Here is a 26,775-nt window from a genome sequence, read left to right as displayed (position 1 = left end):
TCCCGTTGGCTGACAACCCCGGTCTCATTCCGTCATGTCACGCCTCGCCATCGTTATCTCGCATCCGACGCAATATTACAGCCCGTGGTTTCGGTGGCTGGCGGGCGCAGGATGGACGTTGCGGGTGTTTTACCTCTGGGATTTTGGCGTCACTCGACAACATGACCCCGGGTTTCAGGCCCAGCTGCAATGGGACCTCGATCTCCTCTCCGGCTACGAGCACGAGTTTGTGCCGAATACCGCACGCCATCCCGGCACGGCGCGCTTTTTCGGGCTGCGCAATCCGTCTTTGTCCGCGCGGTTGCGGGCCTGGCGGCCCGATGCGGTACTGGTCTACGGCTACGGCTGGTGGTCGCAGGCGCGGCTCGCCTTAACTTGGCGCGGCAGCCCCTTGATCCTGCGCGGCGATTCGACGTTGCTCGGACGCGAGACGCCCCCCCCGCATCGGCGCCGGCCGCAGCAGTGGCTCACGCGCCTGCTCCTCAAACGCTATCAGGCCTTCGCCTCCGTCGGGATTGCCCACACTCGGTTTCTCGTCGCGCATGGGGTTGCGCGCGAGCGGATCTTTCTCGTGCCGCATTGCGTCGACAACGACCGCTGGGCCGCGGGCGCGGCCAGCGCGAAGGAGGCAGGATTGGCCTTTCGAGCCTCGTTGGGCATTCCCGCCAGCGATCGGGTCGTCCTCTTCGCTGGCAAGTTCGGCGCCAAGAAGCGGCCCGACCTCCTGATCGAGGCATTTCAAACCGCAGCCCTCGCCCAAACCTCCCTGCTCATGATCGGCGATGGGCCGTTGCGGACGGACCTCCAGGCGCGCAACCGCAACGCCAACGTATTCTGGGCACCGTTTCAAAATCAGCTCGAGATGCCCCACGCGTTCGCCGCCGCCGACCTACTCGTGCTGCCCAGCCATGGGCCGGGTGAAACGTGGGGCCTGATCGTCAACGAAGCCATGGCTTCGGGTTTGCCGTGTCTCGTCAGCACTCACGTGGGCTGTCGCGAGGACCTCATCAGCGAAGACGTCACTGGCTGGAGTTTCCCGGCGGGCGATTCCGCCGCCTTGGCGGCTCGGCTGCAGCACGCGCTGTCGGCCCTGGAAACGCGGCGCAACGAACTGCGCGCAGCCATCGCACAGCGGATCGCCAATTACAGCTACGCCGCGGCGGCGGCAGGCCTGCGCGCTGCGGTTGCGGCGGCGAACTGAACGACGTACGCGCGCGGATTTTCCGTTGCACCGCCGGGCGCTCGATAAAAAGATCCCGAAAGATGCTGCCGGCCACCAAACCTTACATCGGAGAAGGGTGCGTGACGCCCTACCCGATGCGTGATGTGATTTGGCGCACGTTGTGGAGCCTGGTCCAAGCCACGCTCTTTCGCTGGAGCCCGCGGCCTTGGCATCGCTTCCGCGTGGAGCTGCTCCGCTGGTTTGGCGCGACGATTCCGGAGCCGGACAAGGTAGTCATTTTCCCGACCGCGACGGTTGTTTTCCCTTGGAAGCTCACGCTGCACGCCCGCGCGATGATCGCCCCGAACGTTCGGGTCTACAATCTGGCGCCGATCACCCTGCACTACGGCGCCAATGTCAGCCAGAACACGCATCTGTGCGCCGGCACCCATGATTTTCTGCGGTGGGACATGCCACTGGTCGCCCAGCCGATCGTCATCGGCGAAAACGTCTGGATCGGCGCCGACGTGTTCGTCGGCCCCGGCGTGACCATTGGCGAGTTGTGCGTCGTCGGTGCGCGCGCCGTGGTCGTGCGCGATCTCCCGCCGCGCAAGATCTGCGTCGGCCATCCCTGCCGCCCGATCAAGGACCGGGCGTTGCCACGCTACGACAAATCGTGAGGTGCCGCCACGCGGGCAGGCACAATGGCGGCGTCCATTGTTCGCAGCGGCGGAAACCTGATCGTCCATTCTCGTCCCTCGAATGATGCGCGTTTGCCAGATTGTTCCCAGCCTCGAGGAGCACCACGGCGGCCCGAGCAAATCGGTGCTGGCGCTGGCCCAGGCGCTAGCCCGCGCCGGCGCGGCCGTCGATCTGCTCGCTGCCCACGCCACCGAGCGACAGGTGCGCGACTTCGAGAGATTGCGTATCCGGATACACCCCCGCACGTGGCCGCGACGCTTGTGCTGCTCGGCGGGGCTGCGGGCAGAACTGGCTGCGCAACGATACGACATCGTACACAGCCACGCGCTTTGGCTGCGTCCGCTTCACTACGCCCACCAGCATGCGGACGCGACCGGTGCTCCGTTCGTCATCTCGCCGCGCGGAATGATGAGTCCTTGGGCATGGGGTTTTCACCGCGGGCGCAAGCTATTCGCGCGCCGCTTCGTCCATCCCGGCGCGTTCGAGGCCGCCGCGGGCTGGCACGCCACCAGCCAGGAAGAGGCGGAAGCGATTCAAGCGCTCGGTTTCCGGCAGCCGATCTGCGTTGCTCCGAATGGCGTTGAGCCACCTGAGCCTGCCGAACACGCGGCGGCACGAGCGGCGTGGCATCGTTGGTGTCCCGAATCCGCCGAGCGGCCGACCGCGCTCTTTTACTCGCGCTTTCACTGCAAGAAACGCGTGCTGGAGTTGATCGATCTCTGGCTGGAACGTGCGCCGCGGGACTGGCTTCTGCTCATGGTCGGAGTGCCGGAAGAATACACGCCTGCGCAGCTCGAAACCTACGTGCTGCGCGCGGGCGGAGGTGGTCAGGTGCGGGTTCACGACGGCGTGGGTCGGCCGGCGCCGTATCCCGTTGCCTCGTTGTTCCTGCTGCCGTCGCACAGCGAGAACTTTGGTCTCGTGATCGCGGAGGCGATGGCCAGCGGCGTTCCCGTGCTGGTCACCGACACGACGCCCTGGACGGAGGTGAACTCGCGCGGTGTGGGCTGGTGCGTGCCGTGGCAAAGCTATGGTGAGGTGCTGAGCGCCGCGCTGCGCGAGTCACCCACGGCGCTCGCGGCGCGGGGCGCCGCCGCGCGGACCTGGGTCACGGAGCAATTCTCCTGGGCGAGTTCAGCCCGAAAGCTCGCCGCTTTTTACCGCGAACTCCTCGCGGAGCGAGCACGCCCACCGACGCCCGACGGAACCGGATGATCGAACCCTCCCGCGCAACCTCTCCGTCGCCCGCTCTCGCTGAGAGCAGGCAACCGCTCCGTCCGCTGGAGATTGCGGTGGTGGTCCACGTGGCCGTGCTGGCGATCTTCAGCGCGTGGGCGTTTGGTGGAAATGCATACTGGAGCCGACTGGCCACGGCCGGGCTCGGCTCGCTCGGTTTCCTTTTTACCGCCGCCGCGTTGCTCTCATCGGCCACCAGAACCGGTTCGCGTGCGCTGGTGCTCCGGTGCCTGTGGCCCTGCGTTTTACTCAACGGTCTGGTGCTCGCCAGCTGCCTGAATCCCAGCTTCCGCGCGATCGTGGATGGCGCGGATGTCTACTACGTGCAGGGAACGCCTGCGGCCAATCTTCCGAGTACGGCGCGACCCGATCTGTCCCTCCAAGCGCTGTGGTTTTTCGACGCGGCCTATTTGTCGTGCTTCAACCTCATGCTAGTGGTGCGCCAGCGTCGCGTTCTCCGCTGGCTCCTGCTCGCGCTCGTCGCCAATGCAGTCCTGCTCGCGGCGTTTGGCACGATGCAAAAACTCCTCGGAGCAACCGCCCCCTTCTTCGCCCCCGGCAAGTTCCGTCAGCCTTTCTTCTTCGCCTCCTTCTTGTACCACAACCATTGGGGGGCTTACGCGCTGTTGATGATCACGGCGAGCATCGCGCTGGTGTTTCACTATGCCCGCAATGCCCGCGCCCGCGATTTCTGGCACACGCCCGGCTTCAGCGGCTTGATCGCGATCGGGCTGCTCGCCATGGCGATCCCCCTCAGTGGTTCACGGTCCGCCACCCTCTTGCTCGGCGTGCTGCTTCTGGCCGCGCTCGGCCAATGGTGCATTCGCGTCTTCCTCAACCGCGCCCGCCGGCCTCGCGGGCTGCGAGCGACCGCCGTCGTCTCGCTCGTGCTGCTCGCCGGCACCGCCACCTTGGGCTACGCCTTTGCGCGCCCCGTCATCACCGCCCGGATGCAAACGACCTATCGACAACTCGACCGCGTCCGCGCCACCCCATCCGCCGCCACGCGCGTACGCCTGTATCGGGATACCTGGCACATGGTGCAGCAACGGCCCTGGTTCGGCTGGGGCCTGGCCTCTTACCCGACCGCGTTTTTTCTTTTTAACTCCCAACGCTTCCCTCACCCGATCACTCATCCGGAGGCACAGGTGAACTTCCGCGACGCCCACTCCGACTGGCTGCAGTCGCTCGCTGAGCTCGGCATCATTGGCACGACCCTCGTTGCGCTGTGCGCGATCGTCCCGCTGTGGACCGCCCGGCGCAGCCTCGGTGCCAGTTGGCTGAGCGGCGGGCTCTGGACCGGCATCAGCATCGTGCTGCTCTACGCGGCGGTCGAGTTTCCCTTCGGCAATGCCGCCGTGATCGTCGCGTTCTGGCTGTGCTTCTTCTGCGCCGTGCATTACCCTCGCGTCGAATCCGCTGCCGCAGCGCCCCAGCCTGCCTAGCGTTTCCGCCCTGCCATGGACGCCCGTTGCCCGATCTCCATCCTGATCCCCACCCGGAACGAAGCGGCCAACCTGCCCGCGTGTCTCGCCTCGTGTGCCTTCGCGGACGAAGTGGTGGTCGTCGACTCCGGAAGTACCGACGGCACGCAGGCGATCGCCGCGCAACACGGCGCGCGCGTAGTGCCCTTCATGTGGGATCACCGTTTCCCGAAAAAGAAGAACTGGGCGCTGGCGCAGGTGCCCTGGCGGCATGAGTGGATCTTTATTCTCGATGCGGACGAGCGCATCACCCCTGCGCTCGCCGTCGAGTTGCAGCAAATCGTGGCCGCGCCCGGGGCTGACGGCTACTACGTGAATCGCTGCTTCTGGTTCCTCGATGGCTGGCTGCGCCACTGCGGTTACTATCCGAGCTGGAACCTGCGATTCTTTCGCCACCGGCTCGGGCGTTACGAACAATTGGCCGGTCTCGACGAAACAGATTCCGGTGACAACGAGGTTCACGAGCACGTCGTGCTGCAAGGGCGCACCGGCTACCTGCAAGCCGAGATGGAACACTACGCATTTCCGACGATCGCCACGTGGCTCGAGAAGCACAACCGCTACAGCAATTGGGAGGCTCGGCTGCTGAACGCCCCCGCCCGGCAGACGACCGACACCGCCGTCAAGCTCGCGCCGGAGCTTGCCCGCAAGCGCTGGCTCAAGCGCTGCGCGCGCCGGCTGCCGTTCCGTCCGACCGCGCGGTTTGTCTACCACTATCTGCTGCGGCGCGGCTTTCTCGACGGCTATCGCGGCTACGTCTTCTGCCGGCTGATGGCGTTCTATGAATTCCTGGGCAGCGCGAAGGCGCAGGAGCTGCGCCGCCAAAAGCCTGCGCCCCGTTGATGCCACGCGTCGTCTTCGTCAATCGATTCTATTGGCCCGAGGAGCCCGCGACAGCACAGCTGTTGCACGACTTGGCTGAAGGGCTCGCCGCCCGTGGTCACGCCGTGACCGTGGTTGCCGCCCGCCCGGCGAATCGCATGGTGCCGCGGACGCAAACGCACAATGGGGTCACGATCGACCGCCTAGCCAGCACGTGCTGGGGCCGGGACCACCTGCTCGGCCGGCTGGTCGACTATCTGACGTTCGAGGTCGCGTGTTGCTGGTACCTGCTTCGCCGGCTCCGGCGCGGTGACAGCGTCGTGGCGATGACGGATCCGGCGCTGATCGGAGTCGCCGTCTGGCCGGCAACGAAGCTCAAAAGCGCCGCGCTGCTCCACTGGGTGCAGGATATCTACCCGGAGATAGCAACCACCGTGACCGGGCACCGCTTGCCCTTGCTCCTGCGGCCGCTGCGCGACTGGGTCTGGCGCCATAGTGCCGCTTGCGTCGTTCCGGGCACCGACATGGCCGCGCTTGTGCGGGAGCACGGCGTCGCGAAGTCTCGCGTGTTCGTCAGCCCGAACTGGGCGCCGGCTGGACTCGCCCCGGCCTCCGCGGAGGCGATCGCAGCGCGGCGGGAGGAATGGGGCCTCTCCGGGAATTTCGTTCTCGCCTACTCCGGCAATCTCGGTCGCGTGCACGATCTTACCCCGCTGGTGGAGCTTGCGGCCGCATTACATGACGACCCGGCGATTACGTTCCTGATTGTCGGCCACGGCGCGCAACGCCCACGGCTGGAGACCCTCGCGCGCGAGCGGCGGCTCACCAACCTCCGCTTCCTGCCACCCCAACCGCGGGAGCAGCTCGCCCTCAGCCTCGGTATCGCGGACGTGCACTTCGTCACGCTCCGGCCGCGCACCGGCCGTTGCGTTTTTCCGAGCAAACTTTACGGCATCGCGCGCGCCGAACGCCCGGTGGTGTTCATCGGAGACCGCAACGCCGAAGTCGCACGGCTGGTGCGGGAACGCGGATTCGGCCTCACCTTTGAGCGCACCGAGATCATCACCGCCGCGGAAGCCGTGCACGCGCTGCGCCGCCAGCCAGAGCGGATCGCCGCGATGCGTCTCGCCGCCCGGGAGTTTGGCGCCGAAGGTGGTCTGCCGCTGGCGCTCGCCACCTGGCAATCCGTGCTCGCCCCCAAGCTTGCCGTGCCCGTGCCAACCGCCTAGCGCTTCTCCGCCGAATGACAACCGCGCGCAAAGTGTTTCTTGCCCTGCTGGTGCTGGACACGCTTTCCGTCGTCGCGGTGTTCAACGCCGTGAGCCTGTTCCGTGGGTTGCTCGGCGGTGGTCACCTGATCCTGCTGCCGCTTCTCGCGCCGCTGCTCGCGATGGTCTTCGCGATTTACCTCATCGACGGCTATCGGCCGCGTACGGACATGCTGAGCCTGGACTACACGAGCCTGCATTCCATCGCGCTGCTCAGCGCGATGGTGGCAACGTTGCTGACGACCTTCGTGCTGCTACCCCAGGGCTACGAACTGAAATCGAGCCGTACCGTCATCGCGCTCAGCTTCATCGTCCTGATCCCGTTCACGCTCAGCTATCGCCGCATCGTGTACCAGCGCGTCGCCGAACGACGGGGCAATCGCGCGATCGTATTCGTCGGCAATGATGCCAGCTGCCTCGACTTTCGCCAGGAATGCGAACGGATGCGCAGCACGCAAAGCGTGATCTTTTCCGTGGTCGGATCGGCACCATCGGTGGCGCCGGCCCCTGAGTCGGTCGATCAGCTGCGGCCCCTGTCGGAGGTGCTCGACGAAGTGCGGGCTGGCAAACTCAGCGTGGAGGCGATCGTGCAGCGTGAGTCGGGGCGCGATCTACCGCTGGAAATCTCGCAAAAACTCGTCGAGCTCTACTTCCGCGGCGTGCCAACTTACACGCTGGAGCTGTTCCACGAAGTCTACTGGCGCAAGATTCCGCTCTATCGCCTGAACCAAACCTGGCTGTTTCAGGAAGGTTTCCAAATGGCGCGAGAGCCCGTGTTCCAGCGGTTGAAACGCACGGTCGACATTGTACTCGCGTCCGTCGGGCTGCTGCTGGCGGCGCCGCTGATCACGCTCGGGGCGCTGGCGCACTGGCTCGAAAACGGCCGGCCGGTTTTTTTCAAACAGAACCGCATCGGCAAAGACAACGTTCCGTTCCCGCTCCTCAAGCTCCGCACCATGCGGCTTGGCGCCGATAGCCAAAGCGACCCCTACACGCGACCGAACGACTCTCGCGTGACCCGCGTCGGTCGGTTTCTGCGCGCGACGCGCATCGATGAATTCCCGCAGCTCTGGAACGTCTTGCGCGGCGACATGAGCCTGATCGGGCCTCGCGCCGAATGGGATCGGCTGGTCGTCAGCTACAATCGCGAGATCCCCTGCTACTATTTTCGTCACTTGGTGAAGCCCGGCATCACGGGGTGGGCGCAGGTCAACTATCCCTACGGCGCCAACATCGAGGACACGCGTCGTAAACTCGAATACGACCTCTACTACATCCGGCACTTCTCGTTCGTGCTGGATGCTTCGATCGTGCTGAAGACGATCCACGTGATGCTATTCGGCAAAGGCCGCTGAACCGAGGCACGGGTGATGCCGCCGCATCGGGCGCGCCGCGATCGGATTCAAAGCGCCCGGCTCTCCGGCGTCCGCGGAGCCCAACCCTAATGATCCCCGCCACTTGCTTCGCTACCCTCCTGCGGGCACGGTGAACGACATGATGAGTTTCCACCGCGTCGCAACTGTCGCCTCCGCGCCATGAAATTCGACTTTGATTTTCTCGTGCTCGGCGGCGGCAGTGCCGGGTTCAACGCCGCCCGCGTGGCGGCGGATCTCGGTTTGAAGACCGCCGTCGTCGATGGCGCGCGCCACCTCGGCGGACTTTGCATTCTCCGGGGCTGCATGCCGTCGAAGACCCTGCTCTACGTCGCGGAGGTGTTGCACCTCGCGCAGAAAGCGAAGGTGTTCGGTTTGCGGATTCCGTCAGCAACGCCGGACATGAAGGCGATTCACGCGCGGAAGAAAAAAATCATCGCGGACTTCGCCAGCTACCGCGCGCAGGCACTGGAAAGCGGCCAATTCGAGTTGATCCGGGCGAACGGCTCGTTCGTGGATCCGCATACGATCGAATTGTCCGATGACCGCCAGCTCCGCGCAAAGCACATGCTCATCGCCACCGGTTCGAAGGTCAGCGTGCCGAATGTGCCGGGCTTGGCCGACACACCATTCTGGAGCAGCGACGAGGTGCTCGACCTCGATTTCGTGCCGGAATCGGTGCTCGTCCTCGGCGGCGGCATCGTCGCGTGCGAGTTGGCGCAATTTCTCCGTCGGATCGGCAGCCGGGTGATCCTCGTTCAACGCAGCCTCAACATCCTTCGCGATCACTCGGCCGCAGCCTCGGCAGTCGTGGAGCAAGCGCTGCGCGATGATGGCATCGAGTTGTTTACGGGCACCCACCTGCAACGCGTCTGGAGCGACTCACGCGGGGTGAACGTCGAGTTTCTCTGCAACGGCAAGGTGCGTCGGCGGCGGGCGGCCCACCTGTTCAACGCCCTGGGTCGGCAGGCGAACACCACGTCGCTCAATCTGCGCGCCGCCGGCATCCGTCCGCGTATCACTGGCCAAATCCCGACGAACCGCTGGCAACAGACCCGCGTGCCGCACATCTATGCCGCCGGTGATTGTGCCGGCCCCGTCGAGATCGTGCACGTGGCCATTCAACAGGGCGATCTGGCGGCGCGTCACGCCGCCGGCATTCGGAAACTCAAACCGGTGGACTATTCGCTCCTGCTCAACGTGGTCTTTACCGATCCTCAGCTAGCAACCATCGGCCGACTGGAGCGCGATCTCGAGCGTCACGGACGAAAATTCCTCGTGGCAAGCTATCCGTTCAACGACCACGGGAAATCGATCCTGATGGAGGCGAACTACGGCTACGTGAAAGTCATCGCCGAGCCGCGGCGCGGCCGGATCCTCGGCGCCGAAATCGTGGGCAAGGACGCCGGCGAGTTGATTCACGCGTTCAGCGCCCCGTTGGCGATGCGGGCAACCGTTTTCGATCTGCTCCGCGCGCCGTGGTATCACCCGACGCTCGCCGAAATCATCACCTACCCTCTGGAGGAAATCGCGGAGCAGGTGAAAAGATAGGCCGGCCGCCTCCGGTCCTCAACCGCTACGACGCGGCGGCAAGCGACAGCAGATCCGCGAGTTCGACGCGTCGCTCGTAGAGTGCCTTGCCCACGATCACGCCGTCGAGATTGGCGTGACGCTGCGCCAGCTTTGCCAAATTGACCACGTCGTCACGCCGGCTCACCCCGCCGCTGGCGATCACTCGCGACTTAACGGCCGAGCAAAGCGCCTCCTGGGCGGCAAGATTCGGCCCCGTGAGCATCCCGTCAGTGCCGATGTCGGTGTGAATCAGAGTCGCCACGCCGAGGGTATCCATCCGTCGCGCCAGCACCAGCGTGCTGAGATCCGCGGTCGCGACCCAGCCTTTCACGGCCACCTTCCCGTTCTTCGCGTCGATGCCGACGGCAATCTTGTCTCCGAACGCCTGTACCAACTCCCCCACGAAACTCTCACTTTCCGCCGCGCGCGTGCCGAGCACCACACGACTGACGCCAAGGGCCAAAGCCCGCTCCACCGCTGCGCGCGTGCGCAGCCCGCCGCCGAACTGCACCTTCATCCCCACCGCGACGATCGCCTGCACGGCCGCGAGGTTCTGCGGCTCTCCGGCGAAGGCGCCATCCAGGTCTACGACGTGCACCCACTCACTGCCGGCCGCGCGAAACTGCATCGCCACGTCGGCGGGATTTTGCGCGTAGATCGTTTCCTGCTCAGCCCGGCCTTGCGTCAGCCGAACGCAACGTCCGCCTTTGATGTCGATCGCGGGATAGATGGTCATTTTGGAATTCCGATTTCCGATTTTCGATTTCAGGCTCCGGCAAACGCAATAGCTCATTTATGCCGAAACCTTACACCGTCCCGCCCTTCCTCTCCGCGCTGCTCCACGCTCGTTCCCCGTCCGGCTACGAAACCGAGGCGCACGCGGTCTTCGATCGCTACGTCAAACCTGCAGCCGATGCCTACGAGAACGACGCGCTCGGCAATCGCCGCGCCACGCTGAATCCGAAAGGCGACCCGGTGCTCATGCTCGCCGGCCATCTCGACGAGCTCGGGCTCATCATCACCTACATCAACAAGGATGGCTTCCTCTATTTCGACACGATCGGCGGCCATGACCTCAGCGTCATTTCGGGCCGGCGCGTGGTGATCCAAACCGCGAACGGAATCGTCAAGGGGGTCACCGGCAAGCGCGCGATCCATCTCATGGACGAGGAGGATCGCAAGAAGGTACCGAAACGGCATGAGATCTGGATCGATATCGGCGTTCGCTCGAAAGCTGAAGCGCTCGAGCGAGTCGCCATCGGAGATGTCGCCACCTACGATCACGAACTCGAGTTGATTAACGGCAGCATCGGCGCCGCGCGGGCGTTCGACAACAAGGTCGGCGCCTACATCGTCGGCGAAACGCTGATCCGACTGGCCAAGGCGAACAAAAAGCTCGCGGCGAAGGTCGTCGCGGTCGGCACCTCGCAGGAGGAGATCGGCGTGCGGGGCGCCACCACGGCCGCCTACGCGGTGAACCCGCACGTCGCGATCGCGATCGATGTCGGCCATGCGACCGACCATCCGGATTGTGACCATCGGAAATTCGGCGAAACGACGCTCGGCGGTGGTCCGATTCTTTGCCGGGGGGCGAACATCAATCCGAAGGTCTACCAAAAGCTCCTCGCTGCCGCGAAAAGGGTGAAGATCCCGCACCAGTTCGAAGCCGATCCGCGTCCGACCGGCACGGATGCCCGCGCGATCCAGATGGGCCGCGGCGGCGTCGCCACCGGGCTGGTCAGCATTCCGCTCCGCTACATGCACACGCCCAGCGAGGTCGTCGATCTCGAGGACGTGGAGCGCTGCGTGCAGTTGCTGGTCGAGTTCGCCCAGATGATCGGCCCGCGCGAATCGTTCAACTGGTAGGCCGAGTAATCTCGGCCACCGCGGGGATTGCTCTCCGTTTGCCTACGGCTGCCTTCTCAGGCAGCCGTTATTTTTTGTTCAACAGATCGTTCGCCGCGAGAATCAAGAGCACGTAGTCCGAGGTCGGATGGCCGAGGCAGTATTCGGTTTGCTGCCACAGGAACGGCCACTCGAGCAACTCCGGGAAATCCGGCCGGATCAACGCCGTGCCTGACGCGACGCCGCCCGGAATGTAGGACCAATCGCCGCGATTCACGCCATAGGCCGTGGTGACGGATTTCGCGCCGACGCCGGACACGAAGGACGCGGTGTTCGATCCGGGATGCACGCCAAGGATGAAGTTGATTGCGTGCAGCATGTAATCGCGCGGGAAGATGTCCGGCGCGCCGCGGTGTAGAAAATACTGCTCCACGCCGAATCGCTGCACTTCCCAGCCCGCGCCCCAGATTCGCGGCCGATAGGGCAGCCCGTACGGTGTCTCTTTCTCGAGTGCGTCGATCTTGGTACGAAATTCCTGCAGCGCCTGCCGGATTTTCGCGTGGTACGCCGCATCCTGCACCAGCGCGAGCGAACGCGCTCCGAGCCAGCCCACGCGGTCGACGTGCGCCACGATTTCGTCCCCGAGTTCGATGATCGCGTCCGCGTAGCTCCGGTCTCCAGTGCTCTGCAGGAGTTCGATCGCCGCTTCGAGCCGCATCAACGGATAGCCGGCCGCCTGCGGGATGAACGCCGCGTCGGGATCCGTGCGCGGCGGCTTTACCTTCCCCCACAACTCCCGCGCGATGCGCAAGCAATCGTCGGCGAGCGGATCGTTATAGCCCTTCAGCGCGCGGTGCGCCGCAGCCAGCGCCGCGATGGCGGCGAGTTCGTGACGCGCATTCTCCTCGGTGAAAACCCAGCGATCATCCGCTGAGCCTGGCGCGCCGAGCCGCGGCAAGCCTTCGATCACGGGTTCGGACCGCAAGCCGGTCACTGCTGCCGCCGCCAGCACCTTCGTCGCCCGCCCATCGCGATCAGCGAAGACCTGGTTGTCCGTCATCGTCGCCGCATCACCGAGGTGCGTGTATTGCTTCAACGTCGCATCCTGAATTCCACGGTACAGCCGACCCATCGCCTGGTAGCCACCGACGATCGAGATCACGCCGTGTTCGATCTGCTGCAAGACGTCGGGTTTCCCATCCGGCCGATGGATGTCGACCGTCCGGGTCTCCTGGTCGATCGTGGTGTTGTCGAGCATCGGATGGAACAACTCCCAGGCGAGCGCGAGTCCCTGCACGGTGTCGGCTTGGGACTCGACCCGCAGATCGTAGTCGCCGGCGTCGTGCCAGCCGCCCCGATCGAGTCCCGGCACGTGTTCGCCGGGCTGATATTGGGTGAGCGTCGACGGACCTTGGCGGTAGCCGTCGAAGTGATTGTGGCTCACCGGCGCCATCAGCGCATCGTCGACGTGACAAAGCCCATGCCAGACCCGATAGCGGTCGTTGACGCGCATGTGGCACATCTGCACCGGGAGAAAATATTCCACCGTCGGCTGCCAGACGTGCCGCTCGAAAATGTCGGCATCGATCTTGAACGCGTGCGTGCGCTGGCTTCCGTAGCCAACGACATAGAGCCCCGGCTCCGTAACATCGCTGAAATCGAACTGAAGATACTGATAGCGCAGGAACCGGCCCCACTCTTTCGCTGCCGCCTCGCGCACTTTCGCGAGTCCAGCGCCCGTGGCGCGATACAGCACGACGGGGTGGCGCCGCGAGTCATTTCGGTCGAGTTCGATCACGGCGACTTTCGGCTGTTTCGGGTGATAGCCCACCTGCGACACCTGAATCACCGGCTCCGCGAGCCAATCGGGAATCGCGTGCGGAGAGACCAGCCACTCGATCGCCCCCGCCGTGACGCCGGCCGGCACCAGCGCACGCACGACGAACCAGCCGTTGGTGTGCTGCGCGCGGCCATCGAGCAGCTCGAGTTCGCCGCCGCGCACCGCTTCGATCGTCATCCGCTGCCGATCGGATTCCGGTGCCACGACCAGCTTCGCGCCCTGGCCGAGCGGCGCGAGTTCGTAGCCGCTGTCGGTCAGCCCACCCGGCCCGTCGGCCTGCCGCGGAAACGTGCCCGTCCGGGCGCCGATCTGAAAGGTCTTGTCGAACAGATAGCCGGGGAACAGCTCGAAATTGAAACCGACCTTGCCGACCCACTCGCGCGGCAACGGCTCATCCAGATCGACGACGATCCGGAAACCGTTCGGTGCCGGCTGCACTTTCACGACGTAGCTGAGCTTGAGATCCGGATAGTCGACGGGATTGAACCCGGTGCGGTTCTTCTTCGGATCCGGATACGTCATCCGGACGCTGATCTCGTTGCGCGTTCGATCCACCTTGCGTTCGCCGACCACGACCGGCGTTGGCTGCCACTGGCCCGGCGTCGGACTCAGCCGCAAATCTCCATTCGTCGCCACGCGCAGTCCGTTCTGGATCACGCCCACACCGCCTTGGTGTCCCTCGGGATAGTAGTCATGCGCCAGCATCACGTTCAGCCCGCGCGCTTCGAGATAATCCTGGTCATTGAGCACCAGCACCGGCTCCGTCGCCGCCGTTGAGCGACTCGCGGGAACGACGGCGACGAGCAACAAGGCAGCGAATTTCAGGGGAACGTATTTCATTTCGAGGTTGGAAGCGATGCTGGCCAGAGGGTGTCAGTTCGTCAGCCGCGGCGCGCGGAGCCGGTTGATCAGCTCCAGACAAGCGCGGCCGTTGTGGTAGGGGCATTTCCAAAAACTCACCTTGTGGGTGGATTTCTCCCGGCCGTCGCGCGACACGCCATGCAGCCACTCACCTTTCTGGTGATCCACGAGATGCTGCTCGATGAACTCCCAGCTGTGGCGCGACGCCGCGAGATACTTTTCGCCGGCCCCGAGCTGATACGCGTTGAGAAATCCCACGGTCGCCTCCGCCTGCGGCCACCATTCCTTGAACGTGTTCGTCAATCCGTGCGGCCCCGCCTCGCCGAGCACGCCGCCATCCGGATCGACGCCCTGCTCGAGGGTGACCGCCGCGATCCTGACCGTGGTCTCTTTTGCCTCGCGCATCACCGCTTCGTCTCCGAGTACCTCCGCGGCCTCGACGAGCAGCCAGCTGTATTCGATATCGTGACCGAACGAGATCTCGTCAGACGCCGGCGTCCAATCCTCCTTCAGGAACAACCGCAGGTGATGGGTCGAACGGTCCAGTACGCGCGTCTGCATGACTTCGATGAGCTCGCGCAAGTTGGCCTTCAGTCCTGCGTCGGGCCAGACACGGAGCAGGTTGGTGTAAGCCTCGAGGATGTGCAGATGGACGTTCTGCGATTTCTGGTCCCGCGAACCCATGGCGCTGCGCCGCGGACCGCGCGCGCGGGAGATTTTCCAGTCGCGGGTGAATTCTTCGAAATAGCCGAAGTTCGTCCGATCGTGGCTGTGCTTTTCCAGCAAACGGTAAATTTGCTGTGCGCGTTCGAGCGCGAGGCGTTCGCCGGTGGCGCGATAAAACTCGCTCAACCCGTAGATCCCGAACGCCTGCACGTAGACCACCTTGCGGTCGTCCTGCGGTTTTCCGTCTGCGTTCGTTCGCCAGTAGAGCCCGCCGTGTTCCTGGTCCCAAAACCGCGCCCAAAGATCGTCGAAGGCCCAGCGCGCCATCTCCAAGTACGCCGGATCATGATAGTGCCGGTAGGCCGCGGAGAACGTCCACAGCACGCGCGCCGTCAACAGCGCGCCCCGCGGCGCGTCGCGGCGCACGTGCCGGTCGCCGTCAATCATCCCGTAGAATCCGCCGCGCTCCCGATCCCGCGTGTGCTCGAGCCAGAACGGAAGGATGTTGCCGCGCAACTCCGCCTCGACCTCCTGCGCGTAAGCATCCAGCGATGGCGTCGCCACCGGAGCTGCCGCAGAACTCGCCTGAACGGTCATCGACAGAGCCACGCTACCCAAGGCGAGTGCGAGGCGAAGGGGTCCGAATTTCATAGGGTCGCGGCGCCGGGCCTGACGCGCCCCAGCATAAAAAGTTCTGCCCGCCTCCCGGCCCGCAGCAGCGCGCGCGGTTACTCCGCGCTCAGGCCGCGTCCTGCTTGGCCTCGCGCTTCGCGACCCGCCGCAAGGCCGGGCGCTTTCGTCCCGCCACCACACCCGCGTCGATCGTCACTTCCGCGACATCGTCCCGCTGCGGCAGATCATACATCACTTCAAGCATCAGATTCTCGAGAATCGACCGCAGCGCGCGCGCGCCCGTCTTCAGTTCGAGGGCCTTGCGCGCGATGGCGTGAATCGCGTCGGTGGTGAGCCGCAGCCGCACGCCATCCATCGCGAACAGCTTCGAATACTGCTTCACCATCGCGTTCTTCGTCCGCAGCAAAACCTTCTCGAGATCCTCGACCGAGAGTTCGTCGAGCACCGACACGACCGGCAGCCGGCCGATGAACTCGGGAATCATGCCGAAGCGGATCAGGTCCTCGGGCGCGATTGATTTCATCATCTGCTCGGGCTTCATGGCCGCATCCTGCTGCGCCTGGATCGAGGAGAATCCGAGGCTGCGGTGACCGAGCCGGCGCTGAACGATCCCGTCGAGCCCGACGAACGCACCACCACAAACGAACAGGATGTTCGAGGTGTTGATCTGGACGTATTCCTGATTCGGGTGCTTGCGGCCACCCTGCGGCGGCACGTTGCACGTGGTGCCTTCCAAGATTTTGAGCAGCGCCTGCTGCACGCCTTCGCCGGAGACGTCGCGCGTAATCGAGACGTTCTCCGTCTTCCGCCCGATCTTGTCGATCTCGTCGATGTAAATGATGCCGCACTCGGCGCGCTTCACGTCGTAGTTCGCGTTCTGCAGCAACCGCAGCACCACGTTCTCGACGTCCTCGCCGACGTAACCGGCCTCGGTCAGGGTCGTGGCGTCGGAAATCGCGAACGGCACGTCGAGGATCCGCGCCAGCGTGCGCGCGAGCAGCGTCTTGCCCGAACCCGTGGGCCCGACCAGCAGGATGTTACTCTTCTCGACCTCGACGTCGTTGAACTCCGGCGACAGCGCCATCGAGTCCTTCCCCGGCTGGCCGGAGTCGAACATCAGCCGCTTGTAATGATTGTAAACGGCGACCGACAGAACCTTCTTCGCATGGTCCTGCCCGATCACAAAGTCGTCCAGCGTCTTCTTGATCTCGGACGGCTTGATCAGCCGCACCGGCGGCCGCGGCTCGGCGGTCGGCGCTTTGACCTCGCGATCAATGATCGTCTTGCAGACGTTGACGCACGAATCGCAGATGTACACGCCGGGCCCGGCGATGATCTTCTTCACCTCGGCCTGGGACTTCCCGCAGAACGAGCAGAGGGTCATGCGCGAAGACTTGGCCATGGTGGGAGGATGAAATCAGGCGGCGTGGAGTCGAGCGAAGAGAGTTCTTTGACCTGCTGTTGACAGGAAAAGGCAAAATCAAGCTGCGCTCTTTACAGCGATCGATTGCGCCTCGCGGGTCGACTCGACGACGTGGTCGACGATCCCGTAGTCCTTCGCCTCCTGGGCGCTCATGTAGTAATCGCGGTCGGAATCCTTCTCGACCTGCTCCGGCGTCTTGCCGGTGTGCTTCGCGATCACCTCGTTCAAGGTCTTCCTCCAGCGCAGGATCTCCTTCGCGGCGATGGCGATATCAGCGGCCTGACCGCCGGCGCCACCGCTCGGCTGGTGGATCATCACCCGGCTGTTCGGCAGCGCGAATCGCTTGCCCTTCGTCCCGGCGGAGAGGAGCACCGTGCTCATGCTCGCGGCCATGCCGACGCAGTAGGTGACGATGTCACACTGCAGGAAGTTCATCGTGTCATAGATCGCCATTCCGCCCGTCACCACGCCACCTGGCGAGTTGATGTAGAGCTGGATGTCCTTCTTCGGGTCCTCCATCTGCAGGAAAAACATCTGCGCGATGACCAGATTGGCCACCGTGTCATCGATCGGACTGCCGATGAAGATGATGCGATCCTTCAGCAGCCGCGAATAGATGTCCATCGACCGCTCGCCGCGGCCGGTGTTTTCGAGAACGATGGGAACGTAATAGCTCACGATGTTAATGGTATATCGGCCGTTCAGCCCTTCGGCTGAACTGTCGTCACCGTAGCCTTGGAGACGAGGAAATCAATCGCCTTGTCGAAAATGATCGACTGCTGCACGGCCCGGAGCTGCTCCCGATCCGTCGTCAGCATTTTCACCAGCTTGTCTGGTTTCTGACCGGTGCGCATCGCCTCGCGATAGATGAACGCGTCGATGTCCTGCTCGTTGACCTCGACCTTTTCGGCCTCGGCGATCTTGGCCAGCACCAGGCGGCTCTTCACGCGTTTCGTCGCAGCCTGCCGCGCACCTTCGAAGAGCTCCTTCTTGTCCTTCTCAAACTGCTCCTGCGGCACGCCGCGGCGCATGTTCTCCTCAATGAACGACCGCAGCACGGTCTGCGTCTCGCTCTCGATCAGCGATTCCGGAATCGGGAAATCCACCTTCGCCGTCAGCGCGTCGGTCACCTGCCGGCGCTGCTCCGCGCGGTTCTGCGCCTCCTTGCGGCGCTTGATCTCGGAGCGGACGCTGACCTTCAGGGTCTCAAGATTGCCGACGTGCTGGGCCTTGAAGAACGCCTCGTCCAACGGCGGCAGCACGCGCTCGCGGACCTCGAGCACTTCCGCCGCGTACACCGCCTTCTTGCCGGCGAGCTCGGGCACTGCCGCGAAATCCGCCGGAAAATCAATTTCCACGTCCTTCTTGTCGCCGACCTTCAGCCCGGCCAGCTGCTTGCCGAGTCCCGGGATCACGCCTTCGTTCGCGCCCTCAACCTCTTCCCAGGTCTGCGGGACCTTGCTGTAAATCTGTTTGTCCGGTGCGATCTCCGCGATCGGCTTGCCGTCGATCTTGCCCTCATAGGCGAGCTTCACGTAATCGCCCTTGGCCGCCGGCCGCTCCGCCACCTTGAATTCGGCCCGCTCGGCGCGCATCCCCTCGATCACGCGATCCACCTCGTCCTCGGTGGCCTCGCTGGGCGCCACCGACGTCGGAAGACCGACATAGTCCGGCAGCTTGAAATCCGGCCGTACGTCGACCGTGATCGTCACGGACGCGGGCTTGCCCTGCGCCACTTCACCGGGCTCGACGTTGACGACCGTCAGCACGTCGAGCTTCTGCTTTTCCAGTCCGTCGCGATAGGCTTTCGTCACGACACGCTGCTTGAACTCGTCGGTGATGTCCTTCGCGAAGCGCTTTGCGATGATCGCCGCGGGCGCTTTGCCGGGACGGAATCCCGGGATCCGCGCCTGCCGCGCAAACTCCGCGACAACTTCTTGGTGCGCTGCGTCGACCTCGCTCGCCTCGAGCGAAACGACCAGGCTCTTACGGGTATCGGAGAGACTATTCAGTTGAACGTTCACGGTAATTAGCGCGGGCAGTTTTGAGAGAAAGAATCGGTCACGCTACGAGCGCCGCGGAGCCGGTCAATGCCGGATTCTCCGCGCTTGCACCGCGCAAAAGCCGGCCGTTTCGTGACGTTCCAGTTCATGCCGAGTTTGAACCAACTGCTCGCGGCCCACGCGCCGTTGCTCGTGTTGGATGCCGCGTCGACGCGCATCCAAGTCGGCTGGTTGGCACCGGGCTCGGCCCACTGGGCCGCGTCGTTCGCCGAAGCCGGCATTGGACTCTTCGAGTGCCTCGATCAACTGCAGACGCGGCCCGAGGCAGCCGGTGCGTTCGTGTTTTGCGACGGTCCGGGCTCGATCCTCGGCGTGCGCACCGTGGCGATGATGCTGCGCGCCTGGCTCGTGCTGCGGTCGCGCCCGGTGTTCGCCTATCACAGCCTGTTGCTGCTGGCGCACGCCCGTCGTGATCCCGCGCTCACGGTGATCGCGGATGCACGGCGCGACTCGTGGCACTGCGCCGCGATCGGCGCGCCGCTGCGGCGCGTGCCGACCGCAGAGTTGCCTGTGCGGCTCGCGATGCCGGAGGGATTTCGCACCTGGAGCACAGCACCGGCGGATCTCGAACGCATCCCCTACTCGCTCGCAGAGTTGCTGCCGGCCACCCACGACGCGGACATCTTCCGGGCGATCGACGAACCGGACGCGTTTCTGCACGAAGAACCTTCTTACGCGACCTGGTCCCCCCAGATCCATCGCGCACCATGAATCCGCCGAATTCCCGCCTGCCGTTGCGGTGCTGGGCCGAGATCGATCTGGCCGCACTCGAACGCAACCTCCGCCTCATCCGCGCCTCGCTGCCGGCGCACATGCGCTACGTGGCCGTGGTGAAAGCCGATGCCTACGGCCACGGCCTGCCGCAAACCGCGGCGCGGCTCATGCACGCCGGCGCGGATCTCTTCGCCGTCGCCACCCTCGCTGAGGCCGCGACCGTGCGCGAACTCGGCCCCGGCTGGCCGGTGCTGCTGCTCAGCCCACTCCTGCCGGAAGAGGATCGCTACCTGGCGGAATACGACCTGACCGCCACGGTCTCGAGTATCGAGGAAGTGGATCGGTTCGAGGCGGCGGGCCGCGTCGCGGGTCGCGTCATTTCCGTTCACCTGAAAATCGACACCGGCATGGGCCGGCTCGGCGTATGGCACGAGCAGACCGCATCGGTGTACGAACACCTCGCACGGGCGCCCCACCTCCGCCTCGCCGGCGTGTTCACTCATTTCGCCGCCCCGGAGGAAGCCGCATTCACGTCGGAGCAACGGCGACGTTTTCTCGCCGCGCTCGCCGCCTGCCAGGGCATCCCGCTCGATTCGATTTTCGTCCACGCCGACAACAGCGCGGGCATCGAAACCATGTCCAGCGCGACTCCCTTCAACGCGGTGCGCATCGGCCTCCTGCAGTTCGGCATTCTGCCGCATCCGAACTCGCTGCTTTCAGAGGTTCACACCGAGCCGGTGTTCTCGTTCCTCACTCGCGTCGGTTTGGTCAAGTCGCTTCCAGCCGGATACACCATCAGCTACGGCCGTACCTACACTCTCGGCCGGCCCACCCGGATCGCGATCCTTTGCGCGGGCTATGGCGATGGCATCCCGCGCGCGGTCAGCAATCGCGCGCAGGTTCTCATCCGCGGTACGCGCTGCCCCGTGCTCGGACGCGTGACCATGGACCAGACGATCGTCGACATCACCGACGCCGGCGATGTCCGCTGCGGCGACGAGGCCGTCATCGTAGGACGACAGGACCAAGCCGAGATCTCCATCGCCGAATTCTCCACCTGGGCGGATACCATCCCTTGGGAGACCCTGTGTTCGATCACGAAGCGCGTGCCGCGCGTTTACCGGACCGTGCTCGGGACCTAGCAGCCGGCGAATGGATCGCGCTCTTCCGGGATATTGCCCGGATCGCAGGGAGCTTAAGGCTCCGCGACATGGCATTCGCTAGATCCTTATTCGACGCAGGTTAGGATTATTCCCTCCGCGCATGGGGGCCCGCAGCTGTCGGCCGGGTTGATTAAAACTTAAGTAGGGTCGATACCCTATTTTTCACATTGACCCTACCCCGGTCACGCGCTTGCCTGTCGGCGGTCAACGTGAGCCAGCCACACACCACGCTTCTTCGTCGGTTGACGAACCCGTTTTCCGCCCGGCAACGGCGCGGTGTGCTCGCGTGCGGCGTTCGTCTGAGCGTACTTGGATTCGCCTTTGCCGCCCTTTCCCTACCAGCCGCCACGATCACCTGGGACGGCGGCGCCAACACCGGTGCGTGGGCCACCGCGAACAATTGGTCGCCCAACACGGCGCCCGGTTCGAACGATTCACTCGTCTTCGACGCCAGCCTCGCCAACAACCAGTTTTCGATTTCGCTCGGCGCAGCCCGCACGGTCCAGGGCGTCACCTTCAACTCCGCCGCCGGAGTCAACGCTTTCACGTTCAGTGGATCGACGCTGACTCTGACGAATGCCGGCGTGGTGAACAACGACGCGGAGACGCAGACGTTCTCCAGCATCGTAGCAGTCGGCACCAGCAACCAGACGTTCAATGCCGCGACCGGCGGCCTGCTCTTCAACGCGGTAACCCTCAATCGCAATCTGACGCTTGACGGCCCGGGCGCGATCGCGCTCGGCAGTTCCGGCGGCACGTTGCTCGTGAGCGGTGGCAACCGCACCCTCACGCTCTCCGGCACCGGCAGCCGCACGATCGGCGCCGTCGCGCTTTCGAACAACAACACGGGCCGCACTCTGACCATCGCCGGCTCGGGCTCGGCGACGATTTCGGGCGTGATCAGCAACGGCGGCAACGGCGCCGGCAACCTGATCAAAACGGGCAACGGCACGCTGACTTTGTCTGGCGCGAACACGTATTCCGGGACCACCACCATCGCGCAGGGCAAGCTGCTGCTGAACGCCAACGCCCCGAGCGGAGCCGCCGGCTCGCTGGGCAATGCGACCTCGGCCGTGACACTCAACACCGCTGCCACCGGCACGAGCAACACCGCCCTGCTCCTCAACACCTCGGGCGTCACGGTGGGCCGAGCGATCACAGTGGCCAACCAAGGCACGGGCACCACCACGCTGGGCAGCAACCTGACCAGTGGCACCGGCACGTTCAGCGGCGGCATCACGCTCGGCAAGGCCACCAGTTTCAACGCCGACGGCACGTCGAGTCTCACCTTCAGCGGTGTGATCAGCGGCAGCGGATTGCTGACGAAGACGGGCACGGGCACCGTGACGCTCTCCGGCGCCAACACGTATTCCGGGGGCACGGCGCTTTCCTCCGGCACGCTCGCTTTCGGCAGCAACACCGCCGCCGGCACCGGCACGCTCTCGATCGCCAGCGGCACGACCGTTCAAGCCGCCGGTGCCGCGCGCACGCTGGCGAACAATCTCACGATCGGCGGCGATTTCACCATCGGCGGCACGCAAAACCTGACGTTCAACGGCAGCATCAATCTCGGCGGTGGCACGCGCACCCTCACGGTCGCCAACACCGGCACCACGACCTTCGCCGGCGTGGTCACCGAGCCCTACTACAGCGGGATCGTGAAAGCCGGCAGCGGCACGCTCGTGCTGCAGGGCGCGAACACCTATTCTGCGCCGACGACCGTCAGCGCCGGCACGCTCGTTCTCGCCAACAGCAGCGCGCTCGGCGCCTCCGGCACCTGGGGCCACAGCATCGCGTCGGGCGCCACGCTCGCACTGCAAGGCGGCATCACGGTCAACCAGGGCGGCTTCAGCGTCGACGGCACGGGCGACACCGGCACCGGCGCGTTCCGTAATATTTCTGGCAGCAACACGCTCGCAGGCCAGCTCACGTTCAACGGCAACACCAGCATCATCGCGGACGCCGGGACGCTCACGCTCAGCGGCAATCCCCAGATCGGCGCGAACACCGTCACGGTCGGCGGTGCCGGCAACGTCGTGATGAGCGGTGCCGCCAACGGCGCCGGCGGATTCACCAAGACCGGCGCGGGCACGCTCACGTTCAGCGGCAGCAGCGCCAACTATTTCAACAATCTCCTCGTCGACGACGGCACCGTCCTCCTCTCGAAAACCGCCGGCACTGGCGCGGTTGGTGGCAATGGCGCGATCGTCGTGGGCAACAGCAGCGGGCTCGCCAGCAGCGCGATCCTCCGGCTCGGCGCCAACGAACAGATCCCTGATTCCGCCACGTCGTTCACCATCAACGGGGACGGTTTGCTCGACCTGAACAATTTCGCCGAGACCATTGATCGGCTCGCCGGCACCGGCAACGTCGCTCTCGGCACGTCCGGTGCGCTCACCGTCGGTGCCGCCAGCAATTCCTCGACGTTTGCCGGCACCATCTCCGGCTCCGGCACGCTGACGAAGGCCGGCTCCGGCACCTTCACGTTGACTGGCACGAACACCTACACCGGCGCGACGACCATCTTACAGGGCACGCTCCAACTGGGCGCCGGCGGCACAACCGGTTCGCTCGCCGGCAGCAGCATCGTCAACAACGGCTCGCTGGTCTTCAACCGCTCCAACGACTTCACTTATTCCGGCACGATCTCCGGCTCCGGCACGGTCGTGCAAAACGGCCCCGGCGCCGTCACGCTTTCCGGCAACAATTCCTACACCGGCTCCACGACCATCAATCTTGGCACGCTCAAGCTCGGCAGCGCCGGCTCGGCGGGCAACGGTCCGCTCGGCACGATCGCGGCCGGCACCGTGGTCAACGCCGGTGGCGCGCTCGATTTGAACGGCTATACGCTCGCCAACGCCGAGGCGCTATCCCTGCAGGGCAGCGGCGTGAGCTCCAGCGGTGCGCTCACCAACTCAAGCGCTACGGCGGTTTCTTACGCGGGCGGGGTCTTGCTCACCAATGACGTCGCGATGGGCGGCGTCGGCAACATCACGCTCACGTCCGGCCTCTCCGACAACGGCACCGGCCGCACGCTTACCAAGGTCGGCGCCGGCACCTTGACCCTCAACGCCGCCGCCACGCTCTGGAGCGGCGGCAACGTCGTGGTCAATCGCGGCACGTTCGCCGTCGGTGCCACCAACGCGCTCGGTACCTACGCGACGCCGAATGTGGTGGTCAACGCCACCACCGCCGGCACGACTGCCACGTTTGCCACCAACAACTCGGTCAGCCAGACGATCCAGTCGCTCACCTTCGGCGGCGCCGGCGCGACCAGCACTTCAACGAACACCGTCAGCCTCGGCAGCGGCAGCACGCTGACGCTCGCGGGCAACGTGAGCTACGATGCCACCAACAACCCGCTAGGCGCCACCATCGCCGGCGCCGGCACCCTCGCGCTCGGCAGCTCGAGTCGCACCTTCGACATCGCCAACTCCAGCAACGCCGCTAGCGACCTCACTGTCTCGAGCAATCTTTCCGGTTCCGGCAGCCTCGTGAAGACCGGCGCCGGCACGCTCGCACTCTCCGGTACCAACAGCGGCTTCACCGGCGGAGTCACGGTCAACGCGGGCACGCTGCGCGCGTCGGGCTCGACGGTCGAAGGCGGGTTCACAGCCTTGGGCAACTACTCCGGGCTGGTTAGCCCGACCACCGTGGTCAGCGTCGCCTCAGGCGCGACGCTCGCGGTGCAAAGTTCCGCGACCAGCGGATACGGCACCACGGCCGCCACGCTGCAGACGCTCGCCTTGAACGGCACCGGCGACGGCGGTGTCGGCGCGCTGCGCGCACTCGGCGGCATCAATACGTGGTCCGGCAACATCAGCCTCGGATCCGACACGCTGATCACCAACGCCGGCGCCGCCGGCTCGGCCGATGTCCTGTATCTGGCGCCGTGGCTTTTTCAGCACACTTCTCTTCATCTCGACCTCAACCATCACGACCTCACGCTCTCCGGCACCGGCAACATCGCAATCGCCAGCATGATTGGCTCCACCAGCGGCGATACCGGTTCGGTCACGCTGCGCGGCGGTGACGACACGACGCGGTACACATTCGCCGGCTTGAGGAATTTCTACACGGGCCAAACCACGCTCGAGCGCGGCGTGCTGCGGCTCCAGGTCGAGCCCGGCGGTTTGGATACGGGCAGCGGATTCATCGACACGATCAACACCGCCGTGCGCGGCGACCTCGTCATCGGCACCGGTTCCACCACGTCCACGGCGCGGGTCGAGCTTCGTTACAGCGACCAAATCGCCGATACGGTGAACGTCACCATCAATTCCGATGGCACGCTCGATCTCGGAACATGGGGCAAGGCGGACACGATTGGCCATCTCGTGCTCAACGGCGGCACGGTCAGCACGGTCGGCACCAACCAGGGCATCCTTTCGCTTGGCGGCGTCACTTCCGGCGCCGACATCGACGTGGCGACCGCCGCGACATCGACCATCAGCGGCCTGCTGCACTTGAACAATATCGGCGGGCCGGCGCGGACGATCAACGTGGCGGGTGGCAGCACGCTGAATTTCTCCGCCAGCCTGTATGGCGGTTCGTTCATCAAGGACGGCGCCGGCACGATGATCCTGTCGTCCGACAATACCACCGGCTACAGCGGCACGACTGAGATACGCAATGGCATCCTGCGGATTCGCGATGACTACTCGCTTGGCCAGATCGCGAACGGCACCTCCGAAGCGGCGCAGACGATCGTCAGCAACGGCGCTACGCTGGAACTGCAGCCCAACTCGGGCAGCATCACGTTCCCGAACGAATATCTCGTGCTGAGCGGCGCGGGCTACAACTCGCTCGGCGCGCTGCACAACGTCTCCGGCGGCAATTCCTGGTCGGGCCGCGTCACGCTGGCCGACAGCGCTGCGATCAAGTCCGATGCCGGGAGCACGCTGACCGTTTTCGGCTCGGTCGTCGGCACGGCTGGCGCGGCGACGACCCAGACGCTCACCGTGGGCGGCGCCGGCAATACCATCATCACCGGCGGAATCAGCAACAGCGGCGCGGGCACGCTTGGTATCGCCAAAGTGGACAGCGGCACGCTCTCGCTCTCCGGCAGCAACACGTTCACCGGCAGTCTCGACGTTCAGGCCGGCACCGTCGCGTTGGTCGCGAACAACACGCTAGGCGCGCAGACAAACGCCGTCAGCGTCGCCAGCGGCGCCACGCTCGCGCTCTCGGGCAGCGGCAACACGAACCAGATCGGCGAACTGACCGGCGCCGGGCTGGTCAGCCTCGCCAGCGGCACCACGCTGCGGGTCAACCATGCTGGCGCCGATAGTTTCTCCGGACAATTGGCCGGGACGGGGCTGTTCGAAAAATTGGGCGTGGGCACGTTCACCTTCACCAGCGCCGCGAACACCGGGTTGTTCGATTTCTCCGGCACCGTAAAGCTCACCGATGGTACGCTCGAGTTTCAGGGCGGCTCGCTCGCCTCGTCCCTCAGCTTGGGCACGCTCCAACTCGCTGGCGGAACTTTGTTCCTCAATGCCTCCACCATCAATGTCGGCACACTCAACATCACCGCCGACACGATCCTCGATTTCGGCACCGGCGCCGCCTCGGTCCTGAACGCGACCAATATCTACATCGCCGCAGGCGCCACGCTGACCGTTCGCAACTGGAGCAGCGAAGTCGACTTTCTGTTCGCCAACTCGAGCTTCCATCAGAACAACGGCGCCGGCCTCGGCGCGATCTTCAACGCCACCGGCTCAGCTCCGCAGAACCAGGTGCACTTTGAAGGTGACCCGCTTTCGGCGGATGGCAGCAACACGGCGTGGACCAACTACTATCCTGGCTTCGAAGATCACCAGATCCGGCCCGTCCCAGAGCCCTCGTTTTACGGCGCGCTGCTGCTGGGGATGAGCGCGGGAGTGTTCATCTACCGTCGCTACCGTCGCGAACACCGCAGGGTCTGACCTCGCAAACCGGCTCACCGG

The 26,775-nt window shown here is 64.9% G+C and carries 18 protein-coding genes; 12 read left to right on the top strand and 6 right to left on the bottom strand.

Annotated features, from left to right (window positions below; all coding sequences use genetic code 11):
* The first annotated feature begins 34 nt into the window (after positions 1-34).
* The 8 genes from OTER_RS13945 to OTER_RS13910 all read left to right on the top strand — a co-directional run bounded on the left by OTER_RS13945 (position 35) and on the right by OTER_RS13910 (position 9,598).
* Positions 35-1,201, top strand: a complete 1,167-nt coding sequence (locus OTER_RS13945) for a glycosyltransferase family 4 protein (protein ID WP_012375569.1) — start codon at positions 35-37, stop codon at positions 1,199-1,201.
* Between the two features lie 116 nt (positions 1,202-1,317).
* Positions 1,318-1,842 carry an LbetaH domain-containing protein gene (locus OTER_RS13940; protein ID WP_044892518.1) on the top strand — a complete coding sequence of 175 codons (525 nt, stop codon included), beginning with the start codon at positions 1,318-1,320 and terminating at the stop codon, positions 1,840-1,842.
* 82 nt (positions 1,843-1,924) lie between these two features.
* Positions 1,925-3,079: a glycosyltransferase gene (locus OTER_RS13935; protein ID WP_012375567.1), complete on the top strand. Its 1,155-nt coding sequence runs from the start codon at positions 1,925-1,927 to the stop codon at positions 3,077-3,079.
* The gene (locus OTER_RS13930; RefSeq protein ID WP_012375566.1) at positions 3,076-4,545 is read left to right on the top strand and encodes an O-antigen ligase family protein; all 1,470 of its coding nucleotides are present in this window, start codon (positions 3,076-3,078) and stop codon (positions 4,543-4,545) included. Before OTER_RS13935 ends, OTER_RS13930 begins: the two co-directional genes overlap by 4 nt.
* Positions 4,546-4,560: 15 nt before the next feature.
* Positions 4,561-5,427, top strand: coding sequence for a glycosyltransferase family 2 protein (locus OTER_RS13925; protein ID WP_012375565.1), 867 nt, complete (start codon positions 4,561-4,563; stop codon positions 5,425-5,427).
* Entirely contained in the window at positions 5,427-6,635 is a 1,209-nt protein-coding gene (locus tag OTER_RS13920; protein WP_012375564.1) for a glycosyltransferase family 4 protein, read from the top strand. The genes OTER_RS13925 and OTER_RS13920 overlap by 1 nt, the downstream gene beginning before the upstream one ends.
* Positions 6,636-6,649: 14 nt before the next feature.
* On the top strand, positions 6,650-8,029 hold the full coding sequence (locus OTER_RS24220) for an exopolysaccharide biosynthesis polyprenyl glycosylphosphotransferase (RefSeq protein WP_012375563.1): 1,380 nt from the start codon (positions 6,650-6,652) through the stop codon (positions 8,027-8,029).
* Between the two features lie 180 nt (positions 8,030-8,209).
* Positions 8,210-9,598, top strand: coding sequence for a dihydrolipoyl dehydrogenase family protein (locus OTER_RS13910; RefSeq protein ID WP_012375562.1), 1,389 nt, complete (start codon positions 8,210-8,212; stop codon positions 9,596-9,598).
* A 25-nt stretch (positions 9,599-9,623) separates the two neighbouring features.
* Here OTER_RS13910 and hisA read toward each other — a convergent pair whose 3' ends face one another.
* Positions 9,624-10,355, bottom strand: a complete 732-nt coding sequence (gene hisA, locus OTER_RS13905; RefSeq protein ID WP_012375561.1) for a 1-(5-phosphoribosyl)-5-[(5-phosphoribosylamino)methylideneamino]imidazole-4-carboxamide isomerase — start codon at positions 10,353-10,355, stop codon at positions 9,624-9,626.
* Between the two features lie 59 nt (positions 10,356-10,414).
* Between hisA and OTER_RS13900 the strand changes: the two genes are divergently transcribed.
* The gene (locus OTER_RS13900) at positions 10,415-11,485 is read left to right on the top strand and encodes a M20/M25/M40 family metallo-hydrolase (protein ID WP_012375560.1); all 1,071 of its coding nucleotides are present in this window, start codon (positions 10,415-10,417) and stop codon (positions 11,483-11,485) included.
* Between the two features lie 67 nt (positions 11,486-11,552).
* Here the strand turns inward: OTER_RS13900 and OTER_RS13895 are convergent, their stop codons facing one another.
* The 5 genes from OTER_RS13895 to tig form a co-directional block, all read right to left on the bottom strand.
* Positions 11,553-14,144 (bottom strand): glycoside hydrolase family 9 protein, encoded by a 2,592-nt coding sequence (locus tag OTER_RS13895; protein WP_012375559.1) that lies wholly within the window; start codon positions 14,142-14,144, stop codon positions 11,553-11,555.
* Between the two features lie 33 nt (positions 14,145-14,177).
* On the bottom strand, positions 14,178-15,482 hold the full coding sequence (locus OTER_RS13890) for an AGE family epimerase/isomerase (protein ID WP_012375558.1): 1,305 nt from the start codon (positions 15,480-15,482) through the stop codon (positions 14,178-14,180).
* 88 nt (positions 15,483-15,570) lie between these two features.
* Positions 15,571-16,866: an ATP-dependent Clp protease ATP-binding subunit ClpX gene (gene clpX / locus OTER_RS13885; protein ID WP_012375557.1), complete on the bottom strand. Its 1,296-nt coding sequence runs from the start codon at positions 16,864-16,866 to the stop codon at positions 15,571-15,573.
* A gap of 78 nt (positions 16,867-16,944) precedes the next feature.
* Positions 16,945-17,565, bottom strand: coding sequence for an ATP-dependent Clp protease proteolytic subunit (locus tag OTER_RS13880; RefSeq protein ID WP_012375556.1), 621 nt, complete (start codon positions 17,563-17,565; stop codon positions 16,945-16,947).
* Positions 17,566-17,588: 23 nt separating this feature from the next.
* Positions 17,589-18,911 carry a trigger factor gene (gene tig, locus OTER_RS13875; RefSeq protein ID WP_012375555.1) on the bottom strand — a complete coding sequence of 441 codons (1,323 nt, stop codon included), beginning with the start codon at positions 18,909-18,911 and terminating at the stop codon, positions 17,589-17,591.
* An 84-nt stretch (positions 18,912-18,995) separates the two neighbouring features.
* Here tig and OTER_RS13870 point away from each other — a divergent pair, with 84 nt between their 5' ends.
* The 3 genes from OTER_RS13870 to OTER_RS13860 all read left to right on the top strand — a co-directional run bounded on the left by OTER_RS13870 (position 18,996) and on the right by OTER_RS13860 (position 26,754).
* Positions 18,996-19,661 carry a peptidase M22 gene (locus OTER_RS13870; RefSeq protein WP_148218118.1) on the top strand — a complete coding sequence of 222 codons (666 nt, stop codon included), beginning with the start codon at positions 18,996-18,998 and terminating at the stop codon, positions 19,659-19,661.
* Positions 19,658-20,806 carry an alanine racemase gene (gene alr, locus OTER_RS13865; protein WP_012375553.1) on the top strand — a complete coding sequence of 383 codons (1,149 nt, stop codon included), beginning with the start codon at positions 19,658-19,660 and terminating at the stop codon, positions 20,804-20,806. Before OTER_RS13870 ends, alr begins: the two co-directional genes overlap by 4 nt.
* A 263-nt stretch (positions 20,807-21,069) precedes the next feature.
* Entirely contained in the window at positions 21,070-26,754 is a 5,685-nt protein-coding gene (locus OTER_RS13860; protein WP_158305438.1) for a beta strand repeat-containing protein, read from the top strand.
* The last annotated feature ends 21 nt before the right edge of the window (positions 26,755-26,775 follow it).

This window comes from Opitutus terrae PB90-1, assembly GCF_000019965.1.
In the GTDB taxonomy this organism is placed as follows: Bacteria; Verrucomicrobiota; Verrucomicrobiia; order Opitutales; family Opitutaceae; genus Opitutus; species Opitutus terrae.
This window is presented reverse-complemented; position numbering and strand designations above follow the sequence as displayed.

Excerpts from the sequence above, each read along its gene's own strand:
- OTER_RS13945 (WP_012375569.1), top strand. The coding sequence starts at position 35 with ATGTCACGCCTCGCCATCGTTATCTCGCATCCGACGCAATATTACAGC.
- OTER_RS13940 (WP_044892518.1), top strand. The coding sequence starts at position 1,318 with ATGCGTGATGTGATTTGGCGCACGTTGTGGAGCCTGGTCCAAGCCACG.
- OTER_RS13935 (WP_012375567.1), top strand. The coding sequence starts at position 1,925 with ATGATGCGCGTTTGCCAGATTGTTCCCAGCCTCGAGGAGCACCACGGC.
- OTER_RS13930 (WP_012375566.1), top strand. The coding sequence starts at position 3,076 with ATGATCGAACCCTCCCGCGCAACCTCTCCGTCGCCCGCTCTCGCTGAG.
- OTER_RS13925 (WP_012375565.1), top strand. The coding sequence starts at position 4,561 with ATGGACGCCCGTTGCCCGATCTCCATCCTGATCCCCACCCGGAACGAA.
- OTER_RS13920 (WP_012375564.1), top strand. The coding sequence starts at position 5,427 with ATGCCACGCGTCGTCTTCGTCAATCGATTCTATTGGCCCGAGGAGCCC.
- OTER_RS24220 (WP_012375563.1), top strand. The coding sequence starts at position 6,650 with ATGACAACCGCGCGCAAAGTGTTTCTTGCCCTGCTGGTGCTGGACACG.
- OTER_RS13910 (WP_012375562.1), top strand. The coding sequence starts at position 8,210 with ATGAAATTCGACTTTGATTTTCTCGTGCTCGGCGGCGGCAGTGCCGGG.
- hisA (WP_012375561.1), bottom strand. The coding sequence starts at position 10,355 with ATGACCATCTATCCCGCGATCGACATCAAAGGCGGACGTTGCGTTCGG.
- OTER_RS13900 (WP_012375560.1), top strand. The coding sequence starts at position 10,415 with ATGCCGAAACCTTACACCGTCCCGCCCTTCCTCTCCGCGCTGCTCCAC.
- OTER_RS13895 (WP_012375559.1), bottom strand. The coding sequence starts at position 14,144 with ATGAAATACGTTCCCCTGAAATTCGCTGCCTTGTTGCTCGTCGCCGTC.
- OTER_RS13890 (WP_012375558.1), bottom strand. The coding sequence starts at position 15,482 with ATGAAATTCGGACCCCTTCGCCTCGCACTCGCCTTGGGTAGCGTGGCT.
- clpX (WP_012375557.1), bottom strand. The coding sequence starts at position 16,866 with ATGGCCAAGTCTTCGCGCATGACCCTCTGCTCGTTCTGCGGGAAGTCC.
- alr (WP_012375553.1), top strand. The coding sequence starts at position 19,658 with ATGAATCCGCCGAATTCCCGCCTGCCGTTGCGGTGCTGGGCCGAGATC.